The organism is Paenibacillus pini JCM 16418, assembly GCF_000576305.1.
Lineage (GTDB): Bacteria > Bacillota > Bacilli > Paenibacillales > Paenibacillaceae > Paenibacillus_AQ > Paenibacillus_AQ pini.
This window is the reverse complement of sequence record NZ_BAVZ01000013.1, coordinates 38,713-51,411: the sequence shown is the minus strand read 5'-3', so window position 1 is coordinate 51,411 and position 12,699 is coordinate 38,713. Positions and strand designations below refer to the sequence as shown.

The window sequence follows — 12,699 nt, the reverse complement described above, 5'->3', positions numbered from 1 at the left end:
AGGCCGATTGGGAGATGCACTAGAGGATGATATCCATTCCAAATTTTAAATATTAAAAGTCTGTTGATTGTGACAAATCACATGTTTATTTAAATTTCTTTCGCTTAAGATTAGGTTACAGATAGCCCGAGCCGAGGATGCACGTAAAATGATGTAAGGGAGGAAATCCAAATGATTCAAACTAAGGAATGCGAAGCGCAGTTGTCTCTGCACCTGTACAGGGTGTTCGCTAAGAGTTTTAAAAGTGTAAGTGAGCATGCCTTTATGGGAAGTAAAATGGAAGGTTTCAATCCAACAGCATTTGCTGTGCTCGAGGTGCTTTACTATAAAGGCACACAACCTATCCAACAGATCGGCTCCAAGTTATTGTTACAGAGCGGCAATGTCACTTACGTCATAGATAAGCTGGAGGAGCGCGGGTATATCCACCGGAGACCTTGCCCACATGATCGACGAGTCATTTATGCTGAACTCACACCGGCTGGTGAAGAGCTCATGAATACTCTATATCCGAAATATACGGAACGAATTCATCATGCATTCAGCGGCTTAGAGGACAAGGAGAAGGATCAATTGATCGATCTTCTTAAAAAGCTAGGACTTCAGGCTGAGCGCTTATCTCCATCGATGCGTAAATAAGAGTACCACCAGAATACAAAAAGGACTCCATAGAATCTCATGAAGTCCTTTTTGTCTATTCTAAAAAATGCATACGCAAATGATATGGGAATTAAGTGAAATCCCTAATATTTAATGAGATGCAGCTTGTTCTTGCTCTTCTTCACCCTCAGCAGAAGGTGGTGTGTTCCGAAGTCCAAGTACGACGAACAAACTGATAACAGCAATGATCGCCATAATCACATATAACGAATGAAGACTTCCCTCGAGAATATGTCTAAGCTGTCCAAAAATATCTTTAGACATATGTGTACTTGCTTCAGGAGTTAACAATTCATTCACCGCATCCTGACCCACATTCTTAAGTTCTGATTTGTCTTTAATCTGGCTAGCAATACTAAGGTTGATCCATGAACCGAATACGGCCACACCAATTGTCTGACCTAGAGAGCGGACGAATGTGCTCAGCGCTGTCGACGCTCCGCGCAGACTATATCCAACAGAAGACTGTGCGATGATCGTAAAGACGGTAGTAGAATACCCGAAACCAAGGCCATAAATAAAAGTAAAAATAAGAACTACATAATGAGGTGTGCTGCTCGTTATAAACGCAAGCCCGAGCGCACCGATCATAATCCCCGCGAGTCCGATCACCGTCGTCTTTCTTGAGCCTGCTGACAGGATTAGACGGCTACCTGCGACAGAACCGACTAACCATCCAATGGACATAGGCGCCATGGTTAAACCGGACATGGTCGCATTTTTACCCATAACTCCCTGCACCCACAGTGGCATATAACTAGTGAGCCCAATCAGGAGTGCACTAGTCAGCAGTCCTGCTACCGTTGAAATGGCAATATCACGGATACGGAACAATTTGAGTGGAAGCATCGGTTCCTTCGCTCGTGTTTCAATAATCAAGAAAGAAATAAGGAACATTACGGCGATGATCATACAGGAAATAATGAACAAGGATGACCAGCTGAAATATTGGCCACCCGTCGCCAGTGCGAACAGTAAAGCCGTCATACCAATTGTAAAGGTGGTCGCTCCTGCCACATCAATATGCGTCTCCTGACGTACACGGTTCTCTTTGAAGTGACGGGCAATGAACCACATTGAGACAATCCCAAATGGAATATTAAAAATGAAAATCCAGCGCCAATTCAAATAATCAACAAAATATCCACCAAGCAATGGACCGATAAGGGAGGATATTCCCCATACCGAGCTGATCAAACCTTGAATTTTGGCACGTTCCTGAATTTTGTAAACGTCACCAATAATGGTGAAGGTTACTGGAATAACTGCACCTGCTCCGATGCCCTGTATCGCACGGAAGGCAATCAGTTGACCCATGTTCTGCGATAGTCCGCACAGAAGCGAACCGACCACGAATAATAAAGATCCAATCTGAAACACAATTTTACGACCATAAAGATCACTCACTTTACCGAAAATCGGTGTGGAGACGGCCATGGTAAGTAAATAGGATGTAAAGATCCAGCTGAGCAGCTTCATACCGCCAAAGCTGCCTATAATTGCTGGGCCTGCCGGACCTGTAACCGTTCCTTCAATCGCAGCCATAAACGTGGATAGAAGAATGGCCACCAGAATCAAATTACGATTAGTGGATGAGGCTGTAGTAGTCACGATGTAAATTCCTTTCTATGACGTGAATAAGTACCTTATAACGAAACACATCCACTTCATTTGAAGAGTAGATGCCTACAATAAGTAGACAGCTCCTCAAACGGGGGCGGATATCTAAGTTCTGATATAAGGATTATAGCATACCTCGCTGTTGCGAGTGGAAGAAATGACCATCAATTTTTGTCTTGCCTTTACAGGTTAACAGAGTCCCATTCATCACGAAGTAGAGAGTACATATTTGCATTTACAAAGCCTTGATCTGTATGGCGATAAGCGCGTAAACAGCTTCATCTTGAAATCCAAGCGATTGAAATAATCGATTAGCCTTCGTATTCTCAGGATGGGTTAACGCCTCGATCCGGTTCAAGCCCATCACGTGAAATCCAAAATCAATCAATAAGCCAAGCGCCTCATGCATATATCCATGACCCCAATAATCTCTAGACAGCTCACAGCTTATTTCACCACGATATGCACCTTCAAGTTGCCACCAGTTGAATCCACAGCTCCCAATTATACGACCACTCTCATTCATGATGCCCCATCGAATTCCATCATCCGTTTCTGCAAAATGATTCAATACATTAATCATTTCTACAGCACTCTTCTGATCCGGCATACTCGGTAAATCAGCGAATTTACGTACATCTTCATCTGCCCAGCAACGCAGCATGTCCTCTGCATCCCCAGCCTCCAACATACGGAGCCGCAGACGCTTCCCCGTCAGCTCAGGAATATATCCCCTACATACGTAAAGCACTTAACCACCCCCCCCATAATTGGATACCTAGTATACAAAAAGCATCCCCTCCAAAGACAAGGAATGAATCCTTATCGCTGATAGGAAATGCTTTAATCGTACATCGATTATGCTTCGATTTCATTCTTCTCACGACTACCCAGAAGAAAACAAATGATGAGAATGAATGCAACCAATGCCAATAGAGGAATCGTAATAAATCCGAGCCAGTTCAAGTAATCAAAATTGCAGGGAATTCCGACCTTACACGGAGTTGCCTTAGCAAGTGCTGGTATTTTTTGTTCTGCATAATGATAAATCGAAATACAACCGCCGATGATGCTAAGCGTTAGCGCGTACGGGATGATCTTGCGGTCATTTTTGTAACTGGCTATCCCTAAGAGAATGACCTGCGGATACATAAATATTCGTTGGAACCAGCACAGTTTACAGGGCTCATATAGCATAACATCACTTAAGTACAAGCTTCCTCCTACGGCAACAATAGACACAATCCATGCGAGATAAAGACCGTAGACTCTGATGAACGCTACAAAACGGTTATCTTCCATCGTACGACTCCTTATTTACTTATTTTGAGCTGCTAAGGCCTTATCAATTGTCGATTTAATCGAATCATAATTTAAAATATCTTGATCTGATACTTTATTGCCATTGATAAACAATGAAGGTGTACTCATCACGTTCAGTTTGTTTGCAACAGTATCATGCTCGTTCACTTCATTTTGGTATGTCTTATCTTTGATATCTTTACTTAACAGATCATAATCCACTTTGATATTCTCTTTGCGTGCCAGATCAACTAAGAACTCCGGTGTTGCCCACACCGTTGCCTCATCTTGCTGATTGTCATACAGTGCCTTATTAAATTTCCAATATTCATCTTTGTTCTGGTGGAACACAGACTGTGCGGCAAGTGCGGCAGTATTAGAATCTCCGTCTGGACTAATAACTAAGAAGTTCATAAAGTACATGGCTACTTTACCAGTATCAATATAATCCTTTTGAATTTCAGGAGAAATACTCTGACTAAAAGCCCTACATGTCGGACACTTAAAATCTCCGAATTCAACTAACTTCACAGGTGCTTCTGGATTGCCGAGAACAGGTAGCGTACTGTAATTAAACATGTCTTTTGAATCCTCTGCCGTCTTTTCTCCTTGGGGCCTGATGAACACAAATAGCAGCACGAGCACAACAATACTCGCACCTGTAATCCACATGATTCGTTTCATGCGTTTTTCTTGCGCTGCTTGCTGTTCTTTTCGCCTCGCAACGGAATTAGCTTGTTTCTTTTTCGGTTTCATAGATGTAAATAATCTCCTCTCTATTACAAAGTGACAAAACGAGATATAAAGTCTGTATCATCCTGATTTAACGTGCTTTTATGACTACTATTATTCTAGCATTTCCCTTTCGTGTTGACCATAAGAAGTAGAATATGTTTTCATTACATTTGGTTCTATACTAAGGGTATCAAACTACCATATCGAGTATGAAAGGAACGAATTCCATGGCACTTATTGAATGTCGCTTCAATTCAGAAATTCTTGGTCTAAATACGTCTATGACCGTTATTTTACCAGAACGTAGTCATTCGATCGGACTCAACTCTTCCTCATTTAACGGAAGCCACCCAACGCTATTCCTGCTTCATGGTCTGACCGATGACGATAGCGGTTGGGTTCGTCGTACTTCTATCGAGCGGTATGCCGCTGCACTAGGTATCGCTGTCGTTATGCCACAAGCCCATCATAGTTTCTATACCGACATGGCGTATGGCAACCGATATTGGACGTTTATTAGCGAGGAACTGCCACAAATTGCGCGCTCCTTCTTTCCGCTTTCGCATGCACGAGAAGATAATTTCGTTGCAGGATTATCCATGGGTGGTTATGGTGCTATGAAGCTGGCATTACGCAAACCTGAACATTTTATCGCCGCTGCCAGCCTTTCTGGTGCGCTTCACATGTCCAATGCTGCCTTTAAAGAAGATTGGAAGCGGACTCCATTTCGCTATGATTTAGTGTTTGGTGATCAGGATATCACCGGTACAGATCAGGATCTATTATGGCTACTAAAGCAGTGCGATCAAGCGGATGGACCTAAACCAATGCTTTATCAATGCTGCGGAACTGAAGATTTTCTGTATGAGGACAATCAAGAATTTCGCAAAATATGCGCGGAGACCAACCTGCAGTTAACCTACGTCGAGTCGCCCGGTGGCCACGACTGGACATATTGGGACGCCAAAATTCAGGATGTGCTGAACTGGCTTCCTCTGCGTAAATCTTAATTCCCACAAAATAAGCTCTCACAGGATAAATATCCCGCAAGAGCTTGCTTTGTTTTACCAATTTGATCCACCAGATGAATTATTGTTATTGTTACTATTATTGTTGCTACTGCCTGAGCCCCATGAAGATCCACCGGATGAATTCATTTGAGAATTTTGAAATCTTGCTTCCTCTTCACGTCGACGTTGCTGTTCTTCTAGCATCTGTGCCTCTCTCATTTCACGCTCTACCCGTTCAACTTCAACATTTGCCTGACTCAATCGCTGCTGGGCTTCTAGATACATACCCGCCATGAGCAAATTTTGAATTTGACTCGCCTGCGCCGAATATCCCCCCTGCATATTTAGTCGACGAGCATAGCCCCCATGTAGAGACTGCACTCGCTGGTTTAGACTAAGCATCATCTGTTCGGCTTCTTCCTTTTGCCTTATGATGGTCTCAGCCGATTGTTCAAACGCAGCTACATTCTGCTCTACTGCTTTATATTCCGTATCTAATTGATCCAGATCATGAGGCGTAACTTGAAGCGCCTGCTTAAGCCCGTATATTTTGGCAGGAATGATGTTCAATGCGTTCTGTAGTTGGGTGTTCTGCCGAAGTGAAATCCCTTTTCTCTCAAGAAGATTTTGTATATTAGCATATTGTCGTTGCAGTTCTTCCGTATGTTGCTGTAACCGTTGCAACCAACGATCCAACTCTTCAAATGTATCCAAGCACTGCTTCAATACAGTTTCAGCTTCATCCATCTGCTGCTGCAAACGATCAATAGCTTCTCTTGCCTTGTCGAACTCTTGATGCTCATCATCATTCCACACTGATATCGTTGGTAGTTCTTGCTGAGATTGCTGCACCTTAGCTGCCATATGTTCAAGCTGATCAAACACATCGCCCCAATGATGATGCTCATATCTAGCCCGAATGTCGATCACCTTCGTATTAGCTTCAGAACGAGTGTTATTAAAGACATTTATACGTTGACTTATTTTATCGAGATCTACCGGATTCGTCTTCCGTAGAAGAGCTTGTCGTTCCGTCATCGCTACAGCATCGGCCAGCATGGAATCGGCACGTTCCCAGTGTGTGCGCACTTCATCCATATCTCCATGCTGAAGTCTCTCGCTAAGTTTCTGCATTTCTTCGCGAGATTGATCCAACGTTACGTAAGGTGTAACTTTAATTCGCTCAAGCATATGTTCGGCAATAAGTTGATCAACTTTACTTCGACTAGAGGCAAGCTGCTCCGGATATTCATTCTTATGTTGAACATATACAGCCACATCCTGAACATTCTTACGTGTCTGGTTCCGTTTATCCTCAGCAATCTTTATTTCTTGTTGAGCCGCAATGGGATCAAATAGTTCAAGCCCATCAGCTTTAACAATATGCGCTTCTAGTTGTCCCATATCCACCGTCAGTTGATCTAAAGAGAAGTTCGTTTCCTTCATAGCAGTGGTCAAGGATTCTCTGATCAACTCTTGATCTTCTTTAAGAGATATAATACTTTGCTTAGCGGTCCGATCAGCCTCCTGCAAATTTGTCATCTGCTGCTGTTCAGCCTCAATCGCTTGCTTAATATCATCATGCTCCTGCTCATATCGCCTCACAGCCTGATTGAGTACCGATATACGTAAAATGGAGAGATCTTCAGTCCGCAAATCCTCTTGCGCTTTAGCGATACGAACTAACAAACTTGATAATCTACTAATGATACCCTTAAGCATTTCTCCGGTTTGTCCTTGCACGATACCATTAAAAGAATCAGTTGATTCCAGCACATGATTCGCTTGTACCAATTGTTCTGACAAGCTTACACTAAGCTTATCCAGCCTTCTTTTTTTCATCATCCCGATGCCGATATATACAGCAATACCAATCACCACAATGCCACCTAATATGTAGAGCACTACACTTAATGACATGGCGTTATTCGTAATATTAGAACCTTCACTTGGTTCCGATGTTGAATGGCTGGGAGTATCGGAAGAAGTGTCGTTACCCGTTGTATTTGTACTATTGTCTGCCCCTGGCACCGTAGAAGTCCCTGCAGTTGTCGAGATATTATACAAGGCCTGCATTATAGATGTGCTCCCACCAGCGTAATCGCCCGCTTTGGCATAAGGTATAAATTGATCGTCAAGCAGCTGCTTAATCGCATCTCGACTTGAACCCGATTGTCGCTCTGCCCATGCATTCAATTGATTCTGTAAAGTGGGATTACGGAAATTCAGCTCCACTCTTCGATCTTCTGATGAAATCAATAACAGGACATCCTTCGCCTGTAGTCGCCACTTCTGGTAAACATTCGATGCGTAGGTTTTGGAATCTTCTCCATTTAAACTAGGTATCGTAAGGATATGGAAAGTAAGATTTCCTTTGTCAGCAAGTGAACTCAACTCCACCTGTTCCTCATTCGTAAACATTCCGGCCTCATCTAACACAAGCCCAGACTGTGCTGGTATATCTGCCGCATAAGCATGAGGGACAACGATCATGAGTAGCATGAGACTGATCAGTAACCATTTTTTCAAACGTTGCACGCTCCTATCCTTTTAATGTTGCAGGGAATAATAAGTATATTCACTCAAAGCTTGTAGTCTATTCAAGTATACTTATATAAATGTCCTTACGCATTAAAATTGAGAAGGATTAACAGGATATATTAAGAAAACTTGAAGCTTGCCTCGGGTCCACTTGTCTTTCACATCCTTTTGTTGCATGGGGAGAGTCTTGGGTATTCCGTCCGTAAGATGAAGTTATAATGGCTTTATAATAAAAAATAAAGAAGCTGACATCGGCAATCTACCGACATCAGCTCTTTTAGACATTGCAGCTATTACCAAACAATATTACTAAATCCGGTCAAGCCTGGATTAGTAGATTGAATGTAGTTAAACCCATTCAAGCAGGTGTTGTTGGTACTAGAAATGGTGCTGTATAGTCCAGAATATCCAGCTGTTGCCCAAATACGCTTTGTAGACGAACTATTTTCAGCATAGGAGCTAGACGAACAATAGCTACTAGATTCTGCTTGTGCACTGTCATAGCCTTTCGATAGAGCGTCACACGCTCTGCTCAGCCCCGTACCTGTGCCAATACCACCAGTAGAGTAAGCTGTTGCAACACACTTATAGCCCGCGATTAGCAAGTTAGCGTAAGCTGTTACGCCCTCTTTAATATTGCTAAATTGCAGTCGTTTACCTGGTGTAGTAACTCCGGAGATATACGACCCGCTATATCCACAAGCGGAATCTTGGTTACCAGGATTGTAACGAGCCGTCAATTCAGAACCACTCCAGCCCATCTCAAATCCCCACTGCCCAAGAATCAGAGAAACTGGAATAGCACCGTAATAAGGACTGAGGTAACTTTGATAGGAGACCCATTTTGCTAAGTCAGTAACAGTATACGTATTTGGTGGAAGCGTACCTGTATAATAGGAAACCGAGTAATTGACGAAAGTATTAATATTAGATGCACATGCCATATTGAATTCCTCCAAGGATTGTAGTAAGAAATAAACGGAGAATTAACTGTTCAAGAAACTCTCCAATTTCGTTGAACAATTAGTTTATTTGCTTCTACATATACAGTGGTATCACACGGCGAAAAAACAACCTCTCCTTTAAAAATATTCAATCTAGCCTTCCGCTTTCCATATATTCATAAGTAAAGGCTTCAGCTGGCGCGGTTGGCCCAAGGGTATCCCCAGTCCTCGCATGTATAACATGAAAGAGCACTGTACTCCGCTTGGGAGAACAGTGCTCTTTTAATAATAACTATGCTTATTGAAGCGCCAAGTCCTGTGATATTAGGATTTCAGTAACCTTATTATCGGTAATTCCCATTTGGATAATGTACTGCTCATCCGTCGATTTCTGGAAATACGTGTCGCCTATTGTGATATCAGGATAAGCTTTTTTCACTTCTTCGGATGTGCTCCCAATATGAACCCCACGCGGGTACTACCTTTAAAGGGTGACATCACTAATATATGCCAAATGGGTCCGCCGAAGTCAATGGTGAGTCCTTGTTTCTTAAATATCCAATAGGGTGTTCCCAAACCGTGGGCTATGGTCTTCTCACTGGGTTGGCCGTATTGTTTAACTACGTTATCGATCGTCCCTCCAATCTGGATGCCTCCTACTTCAAGGTCGGCTAAGCTCAAAGGCTTTTGCTGTATAGGGCCAGGGTCATTTCCTTTATTGGACAACTTAATTTCTTGGATGGTATTCTCTTTTAATTTAAAACTAAGGGTAGGAGTAAAACCGCTCTCACCAGTCTTTGTGCCCCCGTTAACCCAAACCATTGTTAAATCTTCGTTTGCGTTTAATGTGGGGTAGGTCTTCTTAATCTGAACCAATGTGTCTGATATTCCAATGAAGGTATCGGTCTTTAGATCAGAACCTGCCCCGATTTGTATGTTCACGACACTGCTCGGCGGCATGTCTGGTAAACTCCGATAAAACTGAACCGTCAAAACCTGTTTCTTATAAATCCAATTCTCATAACCTGTTTGACCGTCATCATTACGTACATCCGGATTACCAAGTGCTCTTAGCACTTCTGATTTTGTATTTCCAATATGGATAGGCCCCAGTGTTGTTTTGCTTGAAAGAGATCCCGGTAAATCTTGATTATTCTTAGAAATGAAGATGCTTTCATCTGTACTTCTCAGTTTTTGTTCTTCCCCTTGGACATTTGAGCTGGGTATGGTTGGGACATTGTTCGAGCCATCAGATTTTTCTGCTTTAGGATTTGTAAGAACACACCCACTTAGCACTAGGATAAGAAGAGATCCCAAGATAGACCACCGATAACTATTTTTACTGAAATATTTGATCATCAGAATCCTTCTTTTCAGTTGAGATTTTTTGGAGGGAAAATGAGCAATACCGGTCGATCAAAAACTATTGGGGCATCTGAAATTTCAGGTATGAGATTCACCATTGTCGTTATCAACACTACCATTTCTCATATTACAATTGTAATGCATAAATGTCAACATATACCATTTTTATTTCATCTTACATCGGTAGAACTACAACATATTCCTTCGCATACAAATAGTTTCAATCCCTTTTTGATGTTCCCACAATCCTTTAAGCTTCGCCACTTCTTTAAGGACAACAGAATGTTAAAAAGTCCGGTCGACAGCTACTCTGTCACCCGGACCATAGATTGGATCATATGAAGATTGAATCACATGAATTCATCACTTTGACGGCTCAGTCTCCACCTTATGAACCGATTGGAGTACCTCATCGCCCAACGTCTGAAGCATGGTTTGTATTTCCTTAAATTCATTGATACCAGTTCCCGTCAAACTGTATCCATCGCTATGAGAGGTAAGGAAATTAAGCTCTGTCAAATGCTCAAGTTCCTGCTTCACCTCTCGTTCACCTACTTTGTATCCTTGTTGCTCAAGTTCAGGTAGCATATCATGAATCGTTAAGTCACCTTGATGTCCACGATAAAGCATATGAATGCCGATAAATAAATTCTGCACATCTGCTCGCATGTTCACCTCTCCTTTCCAGTCCAAGCTTGTCCATAATAAAGTCTGTGATGATTAATCTTTGTTACCTTTGTTTACCCTTGTTAATCCATGCGGAAACAGTAACATCCTCAGGAAGATAGCTTATGTAAGCAAAACGTTATTTCACCCATTTTCCTCTTGACGGCAAAGCATTAGGTATAATATCGTTTATAATTAACCAACGGTTAATAGAAAGGCGGGTTATGATGTTCCAAGCTCTTCCTTATGAAGGTAATCGGAGTGATCAATTCGCTTCCGTACTCAATCAACTGAAGTCACTAATTCAAGATGAACCAAGTTTTATTGCCAATTTGGCCAATGCATCAGCTCTGCTTAAAAATTTTATGCATGATACCAATTGGGCAGGCTTCTATTTGTATGATGGCAAAGAACTAGTGCTAGGTCCCTTTCAAGGATTGCCAGCATGTATCCGGATTCCGATGAATCGCGGAGTATGCGGCACTGCTGCAGCAGAACGTAAGACTCTAGTCGTAAATGATGTGCATGATTTCCCAGGTCACATTGCATGTGATGCTGCATCGAATAGTGAGATCGTTATTCCTCTTGTCAAAGACGGTAGGCTACTCGGCGTACTTGATATCGACAGTCCACTCAAAAGCCGGTTTGATAGCGAAGAACGCCAATTTCTAGAACAATTTGCAGAGATTCTTGCAGAACAACTGCACATCCAACAGTAAATCCTTAGACTAATAAAAGAGGACTTACATGAGTATCCGAAACTGCTACTCATGTAAGTCCTCTTTTTCATGGTTTATCTCATTTCCCGATCCGCGAAGCTTTCATGCCATCTCGTAAATATTCGGCCAAATTAGGATGATATGAATCGTACATTTTTTTGAAATCCGGATGATCTACATATAAATCGCCGAGTCCCGTATATACATCCGCTGTAGGTGTATAGAATCGCTTGATCGATTCAAAATGCCGGCGGATAATTTGCTGCACATGTGGGCTATTAGGGTCTTCACCTGCATTAATCGCGATCTTTAAATCGTAATTAATTCCTTCTATTTCACGCTGCGATTGCAGGTAATCATTTTTAGTCCACTGCTGCATTTTTTCTTTACTTTCCTGAATTTGATCTCCTGTTTGCTCACCGTAACCAGCAAAAACATCCTGTTCATATGCCTCTTGCTTATACGCATCAAATCCTTGGTACATGTCCTCATGCTTCATCTTAATTCTTCCCTCCATATGTGCTATTGTCGAATCTATCGTTTGTATTAGTGAGTATAATTGCTGCGCTCTAATCATCAATTGTCTACGATGCTCCTGTAATAAAGAGACTAGTCCAGCATTCTGATCCATTAGAGGCTTGATTTTAGGTATGGGTACATTCAGTTCCCGAAGAAACATAATCTGTTGTAAACGTAGTAGTTGTGCCTCATCATAGTAGCGATAACCGTGATCCCCAATGTACGATGGTTTTAATAAACCCATCTCATCATAATAATTCAGTGTGCGAGTACTGACACCGGATAACCCAGATAAATCTTTAACCAAATAGGACAACCGGGGTCACCTCCTAATGCACTTAACTTCTTACTCAAGATACAGGAAGATTCACACTCAACCTCATAGATGTTACTTATTGTATCTTGTATTTCTCTTTTACCCGCTCTGTAAAAATTCAACCTCATTTCAGAGGTTTTTTCCCATGTTTTTGTAAATTTAATTAAACGAACCAAAATGTGCAGTTATTCGTCTTATATACAGAACGAGCTGATGGCCGGCCAGGCTGATCCTACAAAGACTTACATCCTTAAGCATATACATCCTAGGAACTTTCAAGCTGCAGTTATAAAGTGTCCCTA

General features: G+C 42.0%; 13 protein-coding genes. 3 read left to right on the top strand and 10 right to left on the bottom strand.

The genetic code is table 11. The features are described from left to right. The first annotated feature begins 171 nt into the window (after positions 1 to 171). Positions 172 to 639 (top strand): MarR family winged helix-turn-helix transcriptional regulator, encoded by a 468-nt coding sequence (locus JCM16418_RS16885; RefSeq protein ID WP_036651279.1) that lies wholly within the window; start codon positions 172 to 174, stop codon positions 637 to 639. A gap of 111 nt (positions 640 to 750) precedes the next feature. On the opposite strand, the gene JCM16418_RS16880 is transcribed toward JCM16418_RS16885, so the two are convergent. The 4 genes from JCM16418_RS16880 to JCM16418_RS16865 all read right to left on the bottom strand — a co-directional run bounded on the left by JCM16418_RS16880 (position 751) and on the right by JCM16418_RS16865 (position 4,338). After that, a complete protein-coding gene (locus JCM16418_RS16880; protein WP_036651275.1) occupies positions 751 to 2,271 on the bottom strand; it encodes an MDR family MFS transporter in 1,521 nt (506 codons plus the stop codon). Positions 2,272 to 2,515: 244 nt separating this feature from the next. Further along, positions 2,516 to 3,031: a GNAT family N-acetyltransferase gene (locus tag JCM16418_RS16875; RefSeq protein WP_242403877.1), complete on the bottom strand. Its 516-nt coding sequence runs from the start codon at positions 3,029 to 3,031 to the stop codon at positions 2,516 to 2,518. A gap of 107 nt (positions 3,032 to 3,138) precedes the next feature. After that, positions 3,139 to 3,582: a disulfide oxidoreductase gene (locus tag JCM16418_RS16870; RefSeq protein ID WP_036651272.1), complete on the bottom strand. Its 444-nt coding sequence runs from the start codon at positions 3,580 to 3,582 to the stop codon at positions 3,139 to 3,141. A 15-nt stretch (positions 3,583 to 3,597) separates the two neighbouring features. Continuing rightward, positions 3,598 to 4,338: a DsbA family protein gene (locus JCM16418_RS16865; RefSeq protein ID WP_036651270.1), complete on the bottom strand. Its 741-nt coding sequence runs from the start codon at positions 4,336 to 4,338 to the stop codon at positions 3,598 to 3,600. 206 nt (positions 4,339 to 4,544) lie between these two features. Between JCM16418_RS16865 and JCM16418_RS16860 the strand changes: the two genes are divergently transcribed. Beyond that, positions 4,545 to 5,327 (top strand): alpha/beta hydrolase, encoded by a 783-nt coding sequence (locus tag JCM16418_RS16860; protein ID WP_036651266.1) that lies wholly within the window; start codon positions 4,545 to 4,547, stop codon positions 5,325 to 5,327. A 54-nt stretch (positions 5,328 to 5,381) separates the two neighbouring features. On the opposite strand, the gene JCM16418_RS16855 is transcribed toward JCM16418_RS16860, so the two are convergent. From JCM16418_RS16855 to JCM16418_RS16840, 5 genes are all read right to left on the bottom strand, one after another. Further along, positions 5,382 to 7,856 (bottom strand): TPM domain-containing protein, encoded by a 2,475-nt coding sequence (locus JCM16418_RS16855; RefSeq protein ID WP_036651262.1) that lies wholly within the window; start codon positions 7,854 to 7,856, stop codon positions 5,382 to 5,384. 305 nt (positions 7,857 to 8,161) lie between these two features. Further along, positions 8,162 to 8,812 (bottom strand): glucosaminidase domain-containing protein, encoded by a 651-nt coding sequence (locus JCM16418_RS16850; RefSeq protein WP_036651260.1) that lies wholly within the window; start codon positions 8,810 to 8,812, stop codon positions 8,162 to 8,164. A gap of 298 nt (positions 8,813 to 9,110) precedes the next feature. Further along, positions 9,111 to 9,251, bottom strand: coding sequence for a hypothetical protein (locus JCM16418_RS25040; RefSeq protein ID WP_156327230.1), 141 nt, complete (start codon positions 9,249 to 9,251; stop codon positions 9,111 to 9,113). Then, entirely contained in the window at positions 9,248 to 10,129 is an 882-nt protein-coding gene (locus JCM16418_RS16845; protein ID WP_148298844.1) for a hypothetical protein, read from the bottom strand. Before JCM16418_RS16845 ends, JCM16418_RS25040 begins: the two co-directional genes overlap by 4 nt. 411 nt (positions 10,130 to 10,540) lie before the next feature. Next, positions 10,541 to 10,846 (bottom strand): hypothetical protein, encoded by a 306-nt coding sequence (locus JCM16418_RS16840; RefSeq protein WP_036651255.1) that lies wholly within the window; start codon positions 10,844 to 10,846, stop codon positions 10,541 to 10,543. A gap of 224 nt (positions 10,847 to 11,070) precedes the next feature. On the opposite strand from JCM16418_RS16840, the gene msrC reads away from it, so the two are divergent. Beyond that, on the top strand, positions 11,071 to 11,562 hold the full coding sequence (gene msrC / locus JCM16418_RS16835) for a free L-methionine (R)-S-oxide reductase MsrC (RefSeq protein ID WP_036651253.1): 492 nt from the start codon (positions 11,071 to 11,073) through the stop codon (positions 11,560 to 11,562). A gap of 79 nt (positions 11,563 to 11,641) precedes the next feature. Here the strand turns inward: msrC and JCM16418_RS16830 are convergent, their stop codons facing one another. Next, the gene (locus JCM16418_RS16830; protein WP_036651250.1) at positions 11,642 to 12,397 is read right to left on the bottom strand and encodes a MerR family transcriptional regulator; all 756 of its coding nucleotides are present in this window, start codon (positions 12,395 to 12,397) and stop codon (positions 11,642 to 11,644) included. Between the last annotated feature and the right edge of the window lie 302 nt (positions 12,398 to 12,699).

Coding starts and splice junctions, on each gene's coding strand:
- msrC (WP_036651253.1), top strand. CDS start 11,071: ATGTTCCAAGCTCTTCCTTATGAAGGTAATCGGAGTGATCAATTCGCT.
- JCM16418_RS16870 (WP_036651272.1), bottom strand. CDS start 3,582: ATGGAAGATAACCGTTTTGTAGCGTTCATCAGAGTCTACGGTCTTTAT.
- JCM16418_RS16885 (WP_036651279.1), top strand. CDS start 172: ATGATTCAAACTAAGGAATGCGAAGCGCAGTTGTCTCTGCACCTGTAC.
- JCM16418_RS16860 (WP_036651266.1), top strand. CDS start 4,545: ATGGCACTTATTGAATGTCGCTTCAATTCAGAAATTCTTGGTCTAAAT.
- JCM16418_RS16840 (WP_036651255.1), bottom strand. CDS start 10,846: ATGCGAGCAGATGTGCAGAATTTATTTATCGGCATTCATATGCTTTAT.
- JCM16418_RS16865 (WP_036651270.1), bottom strand. CDS start 4,338: ATGAAACCGAAAAAGAAACAAGCTAATTCCGTTGCGAGGCGAAAAGAA.
- JCM16418_RS16850 (WP_036651260.1), bottom strand. CDS start 8,812: ATGGCATGTGCATCTAATATTAATACTTTCGTCAATTACTCGGTTTCC.